Annotated in this window: 7 protein-coding genes; 4 read left to right on the forward strand and 3 right to left on the reverse strand. The window is 72.4% G+C overall.

Annotated features, from left to right (window positions below; all coding sequences use genetic code 11):
• Window positions 1-230: 230 nt before the first annotated feature.
• On the reverse strand, window positions 231-692 hold the full coding sequence (locus K6I34_RS25765; RefSeq protein ID WP_229328974.1) for a MarR family winged helix-turn-helix transcriptional regulator: 462 nt from the start codon (window positions 690-692) through the stop codon (window positions 231-233).
• Window positions 693-779: 87 nt separating this feature from the next.
• Here K6I34_RS25765 and K6I34_RS25770 point away from each other — a divergent pair, with 87 nt between their 5' ends.
• The 4 genes from K6I34_RS25770 to K6I34_RS25785 all read left to right on the forward strand — a co-directional run bounded on the left by K6I34_RS25770 (window position 780) and on the right by K6I34_RS25785 (window position 6,775).
• On the forward strand, window positions 780-1,748 hold the full coding sequence (locus tag K6I34_RS25770; protein WP_229328976.1) for an NADP-dependent oxidoreductase: 969 nt from the start codon (window positions 780-782) through the stop codon (window positions 1,746-1,748).
• Between the two features lie 165 nt (window positions 1,749-1,913).
• Window positions 1,914-3,854 carry an exo-alpha-sialidase gene (locus tag K6I34_RS25775; RefSeq protein WP_374231012.1) on the forward strand — a complete coding sequence of 647 codons (1,941 nt, stop codon included), beginning with the start codon at window positions 1,914-1,916 and terminating at the stop codon, window positions 3,852-3,854.
• 109 nt (window positions 3,855-3,963) lie between these two features.
• On the forward strand, window positions 3,964-4,251 hold the full coding sequence (locus K6I34_RS25780) for a hypothetical protein (protein ID WP_229328980.1): 288 nt from the start codon (window positions 3,964-3,966) through the stop codon (window positions 4,249-4,251).
• A gap of 160 nt (window positions 4,252-4,411) precedes the next feature.
• Window positions 4,412-6,775, forward strand: coding sequence for a collagenase (locus K6I34_RS25785; protein ID WP_229328982.1), 2,364 nt, complete (start codon window positions 4,412-4,414; stop codon window positions 6,773-6,775).
• 111 nt (window positions 6,776-6,886) lie between these two features.
• Here the strand turns inward: K6I34_RS25785 and K6I34_RS25790 are convergent, their stop codons facing one another.
• Window positions 6,887-7,366: an Asp23/Gls24 family envelope stress response protein gene (locus K6I34_RS25790; RefSeq protein WP_229328984.1), complete on the reverse strand. Its 480-nt coding sequence runs from the start codon at window positions 7,364-7,366 to the stop codon at window positions 6,887-6,889.
• Between the two features lie 88 nt (window positions 7,367-7,454).
• A complete protein-coding gene (locus K6I34_RS25795) occupies window positions 7,455-8,285 on the reverse strand; it encodes an aldo/keto reductase (protein ID WP_308294059.1) in 831 nt (276 codons plus the stop codon).
• Window positions 8,286-8,396 lie beyond the last annotated feature (111 nt).

Genomic DNA, 8,396 nt, shown 5'->3' on the forward strand with positions numbered 1-8,396 from the left:
GCCGTCAAGCGACCACTGTCCCGCTACGCATACAAGAGCCTGCGCGTGGACCGACGCACCTACAAAGCCACCATCAGCATCGACATCCTGTTGACAGGGCCCATCAGCCCATAACTTCACGGCCTTGGCCTTTAGGGGCGCGGGGCTGTGTTGTATTTGCGGCTCCGCCGCGTGGGCGCGACCAGCCACAACGGGCCCGCAGCCGCGCGCCGAACGCAAGCGGCAGACGCTCAGGCGTCCCCCGCCGCAACCCGCCGCAGCAGTTCCACGAAGACCTCCCGCTCCCGGGGCGAAAGCCCCTCCAGAAGCACCTCGTTCGCCCGCTCCCCCAGCACGGTCAGCCGACCCAGAAGCCGCCGCCCCTCCCCGGTCAACGCGATAGCGTTCTTGCGCCGGTCCGCCGGGTCGGGCGCGCGCGTGATCAGTCCCGCGCCCTGAAGGTCGTTCAGGATGCCGACCATGTCCTTGGGGTCGAAGCCGGTCCTCCGCCCGAGTTCGGCCTGGGCCACCGGCCCGAGGTCCGCGACAGCGCACAGCACCGCGTGGTGCGGCATGCGCATGCCCTCGGCGGCGAGCGCCTCGCTCACAAGGCCGCGGCCCCGCGCGGAGGCGCGGTTGAGCAGCCAGCTGGGGAGGGCCCGGATGCGGTCGAGCTCGGGTTCGGGGGCGGGTGCGGGCTCGTTCTCTGTCATGTCCTGACCCTACCCAAAAAACCATTGGGCCTCCCAATGAATTGAGGTATCGTTGGGACTCCCAACGAACCTGTGGAGGTCCCCTTGATGCGTCGCGTCCGCTGTCACGAGAACGGCGGCCCGGAAGTCCTGCGCGTCGAGACGACGGACGTCCCCGCCCCGGGCCCCGGTGAACTCCTGCTGCGCACCGAGGCGGTCGGGGTCACCCTGCCCGTCGTACGAAAGGTCCGCGAGGGCGGGCTCGCGCTCCCCGCGAGCCTCGGCGGGGAGGTCGCGGGCGAGGTCGTCGCCCTCGGGCCGGAGGTGACGGGCTTCGCCGTGGGCGACCGCGTCACGGGCGTGTGCTTCGCCGACGGGTACGCCGAGCACTCCGTCCTGCACTCCGCCATGGCCTCGCCGATACCGGAGCACGCGACCGCCGTGGACGCCGTCGCGCTCGTGCGCAGCGGCCTGGTCGCCCTCGGCGCGTACGAGGCGGCCCGCCCCGTCGAGGGCGAGTCCGTGCTGGTCACAGCCGCGGCGAGCGGCGTGGGCCACCTCGCCGTGCAGCTCGCGAAGGCCCGCGGCGCCCGGCGCGTGGTCGGGGCGGTGGGCTCGGCCGCCAAGGCGGACTTCGTGCGGTCGCTGGGCGCGGACGAGGTCGTGACGTACGAGGAGCTGAACGGCGGGCTGAACGGCGGGCCGGACGACGGGGCCCCGGGCATCGAGCCCGTCGACATCGTCCTGGACGCGGTCGGCGGGGAGCTCCTCTCCCCCGCGCTCGCGGCCCTGGCCCCGGGCGGGCGGCTGGTGGCGTACAGCTCGGGCGGCGGCACCTTCCAGGCGTACGACCTGCTGGTCGGCGCGAAGGCGGTGATCGGCTTCCAGATGGCGCTCATCGCCCGGCACCGCCCCGCCCTGATGGAGCAGTGGCGCCATGAACTGTGGGAGCTGCACGCGGCGGGCCGTGTCCGTGCCCGCGTCCACGCCGAACTGCCGCTGGAGCGGGCCGCCGAGGCGCACGGGATCATCGAGGCGCGCGTCAACACGGGCAAGGTGGTGCTGCGCCCCGTGTGAGCTCATTGGCGCAATCCGCCTTGTGGGGCGCCGTCGCACGCCTTACGTTCGGGCCACCGGGCAGGCGCACGCGGCGCCGCCCGGTTTCCGCGCGTCACGACCAGTCCCAGTCCATGCCTCACCGACGTACCTCACCGATGTGCCTCGACGCGAAAGGGCAGGGCCATGGCGCCGCTCCCCCGTTCCGCTTCCCGACACACCGTCACTCTCAGACGCCTGGCCGTGCCGGCGGCCTGCCTCCTCACGCTCGCCCTCCAGCCCGCCCCGGCCGGAGCCTCCGACGACACCGGCACCGGCACCGACCTCGACGCCGGCTTCACGGAACAGGTCCTGTTCCGTGCCGACCGGGACGGCGTACGCGGTGACGGCGGGCGGACATACGCCTGCTTCCGCATCCCGGCGCTCGTGACCACCACGCGCGGCACGGTGCTCGCCTTCGCCGAGGGGCGGAAGAACAACTGCGGCGACGCCACCGACATCGACCTCGTCGTCAAGCGCTCCACCGACGGCGGCCGCACCTGGGGTCCGCCGCGGGTCGTGGACGCGGGGGACGGCGACACGCACGGCAATCCGGCGCCCGTCGTCGACCGCGACACCGGCCGGATCACCGTCCTCACCACGTACAACGAGGGCCGCGACGACGCCGCGAACTGTGACGTGCCCTGCGACCGCACCCCGCACCTCCAGTACAGCGACGACGACGGGGAGAGCTGGTCACGGCCGCGCGACATCGCCGCGGAGGTCCGGCCGCGCGCCTGGAACTCCTGGTACGCCACCGGGCCGGGCCACGGCGTCCAGCTCGCCCACGGCCCCCACCGGGGCCGCCTGGTCGTCGGGCTCAACGCCGAGAGCCACGACGGCACCCGCGTCACGACGACGCACGCCGCCCTCGCGCTCAGCGACGACGGCGGGGCGCACTGGCGGCTGGGTGCCGTGGAGAGCGAGCCCATCGCGCCGGACGGGACGTACCGTCAGATGCCGTCCGAACTCACCCTCGCCGAAGGCGACGACGGCGCGCTCCACGTCAACGGCCGCGAGCAGAACGGCACCGACCTCGGCAACCGCGACGCCGCCGTCAGCACCGACGGGGGCGCGTCCTTCTCCACGCCCTTCCGGGCCCTCCCCGACCTCTACGCCCCCACCGTCCAGGGCGCGGTCCTGCCCCTGCGCGACGGGCGGTGGCTGCTGTCCCTGCCCGCGGACCCCGACCGCCGCCGCACGATGACGATCCGTTCCTCGTACGACCAGGGGCGCACCTGGGAGAGCGCCGAACGCGGCAGGCGCGTCACCGCCGACTGGTCCGGCTACTCCGACCTGGCCGCCCTCGCCCCGGACACGGCCGGGCTGCTCTACGAGGCGGGCAGGGCGAACGCGCGTGACGAGATCCGCTTCGCCCGCTTCACCGAGGACTGGCTGGGCCCGCGCCGTGCCCCCGACCCGACGACGCCGGACCGCGCGCCGGGGGCCCCGGGCGCGTACGTCCTCGGCGGCGCCCGGCCGGTTCCCGGGCGCCACGGCCGGGCGCTGTCCTTCGACGGCGTGGACGCCGCCGTGCGCCTGCCGTTCCGCGACACGCTGCCGCTGGGGACGCGGGACTTCACGGCGGCGCTGTGGTTCCGTACGGCGGCTCCCGCCGCACGCGGGGAGCAGCCGCTGCTGTGGATGGGCGGTGTCGGCGGGGCTCCGCAGGTGTCGCTGCGCAGCGACACGGCCGGTGTCGGCGGCTCCCTCACCGCGATCACCGGGGCGGGCCCGGCCCGCTCGGCGACGGCCCGGGTCACGGGCGCCCTCCAGGACGGGCGGTGGCATTTCGCGGCACTGCGGAGGGCGGGCGGACGCCTCACGCTCACGGTGGACCGTACGTCGGTGACGGTGGCCGACGTACCGGGCTCGGTGAGCCGCACCTCCTCCTTCGGTATCCATCTGGCCCAACGTCCCGATGCCCGTGCCTTCCTGACGGGGAATCTGGAGGATGTACGGGTGTACGGGCGCGGGCTGACGGACCGTGAGCTGACGCGGCTCCGTGACGCCGACGGCGCGGGCGTGACCGCTCGCGGGCTGGTGACCCGACTCCCGCTGGACCGGGTGCACGGGAGCGCCGGATGACGATGTGCCCAAACGTTCGCATCGCCCTGTAGGGGCGATGGGAGCATGTCGTGGGCGGGGCCGGGGCAGTTGTCGAGCGTCTTCGCCCCGCGAGCCGACAGGGATGCCCATGCGACGCGTTCTCCCGAGACTCCTCTGCGCACTCGCCGTCACGGCAGTGCTCTCGCCCACCGTTCCCGGACCGGCGTACGCCGCGAGCGGCCAGCTCGTCCTCAACGGACGCGTCTTCACCGATCCGTCCGGCTGCTATCGGAACCTCAACGCGCCGTTGTCCGTGCAGAACCGCACCCGCACCGTGGCGTTCGTCCACACCACCCCCGACTGCACGGGGCCCGCCCAAATGGTCCCGGCGGGACAGAGCATGTCCGCCGCAACGGGCCACAGCGTCCACATTTAGGCGCCGGGAGCTCTGCGGCACCTGGGGCCAGGCCGCCTCGGCCTGGCCCCACACCCATCCCGCGGTCACTCCCGTCGCGCATCTTGTCAGTGCAATGTCACATTACTAAGGTACGGACGCACTTCGTCTGACGCAGCATCAACTCTCGTCAGGAGAAACGATGTCCGCCTTACGTCGAGCGCGCAGAGGGCTGCTCGCCACCGTGGTCGCGGCCTGTCTGGCCCTGCCGGTGGCACAGACCGCGCAGGCCGCGGCCGCGACCCCGGACCGGCCGCCCACCCCACCCACCACCTCCGCAAGACCCGGTCAGCCGACCGGTCACGGCAATCCGTACGACGAGGTCGACCGCCTCGCCGTACCACCGGGCAAGCACAGCGGCCCGATACCCGGAGGCGGCCTGGTGCGGCCGGGCCGCATACCCGGCCCCGTACCCGGTGATGCCGTCCACGGCGCGAAGCCCGGCCGCCCCTCCACCGGCCGGGCCCTGCGCGACACCGTCCCCTGCACCCTCGACGGCGTCACAGGGCTCTCCCCCGAGCGGTTCGCCGACTTCCTCACCGACCCCGCCGTCACGGCGGACGACTGTCTGCGCGGGCTGATCTGGACGTGGGACGCCCGGCTCGCCCCGGTGATGTCCCAGGCCCACATCCAGGCGGTCGCGCACCGGATAACCACCCTCGCCCCGCGCCACGACGGCACCGACGCGGCGCACCTGTACGAGCTCTTCACGTACCTGCACGCGGTGGCCTACCAGGCCTTCTCGCACCCCGAGGTCCCGCTCGGCGACGCCCCCACCCTCGACGCCGTACGCACTGCCGTCGACGCGTTCGGCGGCAGTGCCCACGCCTTCGACCCCACCAGGCAGAACGCCGACACGCTGCGCGAAGCCCTCGACGCGGCGAGCGCGAGCGGGCTGAGGCAGTATCAACTCCCGCTGATAGAACGCGTCCTGGCCACCATGGGGCCCGGCACCGCCACCGCGGCCGACCCCGCCTGGGGCGGCGCGGCACTGGCCGCGCTCACCGTCAACTACCTCGGCGTCTACCCCGGCAACAAGGACACGGCCTTCCAGCAGGCGGCGGCCGGGAACGCCGCCTACCGCGCCGCGTTCCGCGCCTTCTCCGGCCACACCCACCTGAAGGGCACGGCCAACGCGTGGGCCGTGCGCGACGCCCTCGGGGAGTACGGCCGCTTCGGCCAGATCGACAGCCTCAGGACCGCCGTCGTCGCGGACCTCGGCACGCTGCTGCCGATCACGGAGAGCAACTTCGGCAAGTTCAGCGCGCCTTGGGCGAGCGTCGTCTCGTGGCTGAACACCTACGGCGACTGCGAGCGCCACCACGTCTGCGTCAAGCAGATCGAGAACGACCTCTTCCCGCAGACCTACACGTACGACAACGGCGGCATCCAGGTGCGCACGGCACTCGACCGGGCCACCGTCGACCAGCTCTACTACGCGAGCAAGCAGGTCAAGGAGCAGTTCTTCCGGGTGCTCGGCACGGACGCCCCGCTGCCCGGCGACCCGAACGCCACGCTCCATATCCACCTGTACGCCTCGCGCGCCGACTACGAGGTCTTCCACCCGCTGCTGACCGGCATGGGCACCAACAACGGCGGCGTCTACATCGAGCAGGGCGCGACCTTCTACACCTATCAGCGCCGCGTCCCCCAGGACTCCTCGCTCACGCTGGAGGAGCTCTTCCGGCACGAGTACACCCACTACCTCAACGGCCGCTGGGCGGTGCCCGGCATGTTCGGCGAGCCCCGCTGGTACACGGGCGACCTGACCACCGCGATGGACGAGGGCACCGCCGAGTTCTTCGCGGGCTCCACCCGCGGCGAGGGCGTCAAGGTCAGACAGGCCCTGGTCAAGAGCGTCATCGCCGACACGGCGAACGGCGGTCCCCGCATGACCGTCGACCGCCTGCTGCACTCCACGTACGACGGCGACGGCTTCCGCTTCTACGCCTACGCCGGGACGTATTTCGCCTTCCTGTGGCAGCACCACCCGTCGCTGCTCCGCGAGATGTACGGCTACGAGCGCGCCGACGACCCCAAGGGCTTCGACGCGTGGCGCACCCGCATGGGCGCGGACGCGGCGCAGCAGCGCGAGTACGACGCCTTCCTCGACGAACAGATCGCCCAGGTCGACACGTTGTACGTGCCGGACACGCGCTTCACCCCCGTGGGGTCGCTGTCCCTGGCCCAGCCGTCAGAGGTCCGGTCCGCCTTCGCCGGCGCGACCTGGATCACCCCCGAGTGCACGGACAACGGCACCGGCTCCGGCCTCCTGCGGCGCTTCACCTGCACGGGCCGGATCACGTCCCGCCTCTCGGCCCCCGGCGACCCGGACAAGGTCTTCCGCGAGATGTCCGGCACGGTCGACTACTTCATCCTGAACCGGGCCGGGGGCGCCGCCGACAACCTGGCCGACATGAACTGTCACTTCGGCACGGTGACGGTCTGGCAGGACGGCACGGCGGGCACGTCCCCGTTCACCTGCGAGGGGCCGCTGCGCGGCTGACGCGAACGACGGTCGCAGGGGCCCCTGTCACGAGGGGTCCCTGTCACGGGAAGGGGTCCCTGGACGACCAGCCGGTACCGGACGACGCGCACGCGCGCCGTCCCTCGCCGGTCAGTGCACCCGGCTCTCCTGCTCCGCCGCCTCGTCGTCCTCCGGCAGCCGCACGTCGACCACTGCGATGTTGACCTCCACGACCTCGAGGCCCGTCATCCGCTCGACCGCCGCGACGACATTCTCGCGGACGTCCCCGGCCACCTCCGTGATGGGTACGCCGTACTCGACGACGATGTCGAGGTCGATCGCCGTCTGCCGTGCGCCGACCTCGACCTTCACGCCGCGGGTGACGTTGGAGCGGGCGCCGGGGACCCGTTCCCGTACCGCGCCCAGGGTGCGGGCGAAGCCACCGCCGAGGGTGTGCACGCCGGGGACCTCACGGGCCGCCAGCCCGGCTATCTTCTCCACGACGCCGTCGGCGATCGTGGTCCGGCCCCGGGCCGCCGCGGGCGTGCCGGGCCGGACGTCCGTGTCCGGCTCGGTGGGCTCCGCGGACGCGGCGGTGGTGGCGGTGGACGGGCTCGGGCTCGTCGTCATGACCGTCTCTCCTCGATTCCTCGATTCGGGTGTCACGGCCGTGCTGTACGTGTTCGAGCCCATCCTTCCCCATCGCCCGGAGGACGACTCAGAGGTCGAACTCGTCCGGGTCCGGTCCCAGCCGCGTGCCCGTGTCGAGGGAGGCGAGCGCGTCCATGTCCTTCTCCTCCAGCTCGAAGCCGAAGACGTCGATGTTCTCGCGGATGCGGGAGGGGGTCACGGACTTGGGGATGACGACGTTGCCCAGCTGGAGGTGCCAGCGCAGCACGACCTGGGCCGGGGTCCGGCCGAGGCGGGCGGCGAGCTCGCCGATCACCGGGTCGGCGAGGAGCGCCTTGCCCTGTCCGAGCGGCGACCAGGCCTCGGTGGCGATGCCGTGGCGGGCGTGGAAGGCCCGCAGCTCGCCCTGCGCGAGGTTGGGGTGCAGCTCGATCTGGTTGACCGCGGGCACGACGGAGGTCTCGGCCAGCAGCCGCTCCAGGTGGGCGGTCTGGAAGTTGCAGACGCCGATGGCCTTGGTACGGCCGCTCGCCAGCAGCTCCTCCATGGCGCGGTAGGTGTCGACGAAGGTGTTCCGCCAGGCCACCGGCCAGTGGATGAGGTAGAGGTCCACGTACTCCAGGCCGAGGCGGTCCAGCGACGCGTCGAAGGCGCGGAGCGTGGCGTCGTGGCCCTGGTCGGAGTTCCAGACCTTCGTCGTCACGAAGATCTCGTCGCGCGGGACGTCGGTGGCGGCGAGGGCCTTGCCCACGCCCTCCTCGTTGCCGTAGACGGCCGCCGTGTCGATGCTGCGGTACCCGGCCTCCAGGGCCGTGCCCACCGCGGCGGCGGCCTCGTCGTCCGGCACCTGCCAGACACCGTAGCCCAGCTGGGGCATGGCCACGCCGTTGTTGAGGGTGATGGAGGGGACCTTGCTCACGAGCATGGATCCTTACGTCGGCTGTGCAGAGACGTCCATCCTCAACCGGAATTCCCTCCGCCGCATTCCCGGCATTCCGGTCAGGTTTTACTTCACCCCCACCCGTTACCC

The organism is Streptomyces sp. UNOC14_S4 (assembly GCF_020740835.1).
GTDB lineage: Bacteria > Actinomycetota > Actinomycetes > Streptomycetales > Streptomycetaceae > Streptomyces.

What these genes read in the sequence shown, in the direction of transcription:
- K6I34_RS25770 (WP_229328976.1), top strand. Translation starts at nt 780, where the DNA reads ATGCGTCGCGTCCGCTGTCACGAGAACGGCGGCCCGGAAGTCCTGCGC.
- K6I34_RS25785 (WP_229328982.1), top strand. Translation starts at nt 4,412, where the DNA reads ATGTCCGCCTTACGTCGAGCGCGCAGAGGGCTGCTCGCCACCGTGGTC.
- K6I34_RS25765 (WP_229328974.1), bottom strand. Translation starts at nt 692, where the DNA reads ATGACAGAGAACGAGCCCGCACCCGCCCCCGAACCCGAGCTCGACCGC.
- K6I34_RS25775 (WP_374231012.1), top strand. Translation starts at nt 1,914, where the DNA reads ATGGCGCCGCTCCCCCGTTCCGCTTCCCGACACACCGTCACTCTCAGA.
- K6I34_RS25790 (WP_229328984.1), bottom strand. Translation starts at nt 7,366, where the DNA reads ATGACGACGAGCCCGAGCCCGTCCACCGCCACCACCGCCGCGTCCGCG.
- K6I34_RS25780 (WP_229328980.1), top strand. Translation starts at nt 3,964, where the DNA reads ATGCGACGCGTTCTCCCGAGACTCCTCTGCGCACTCGCCGTCACGGCA.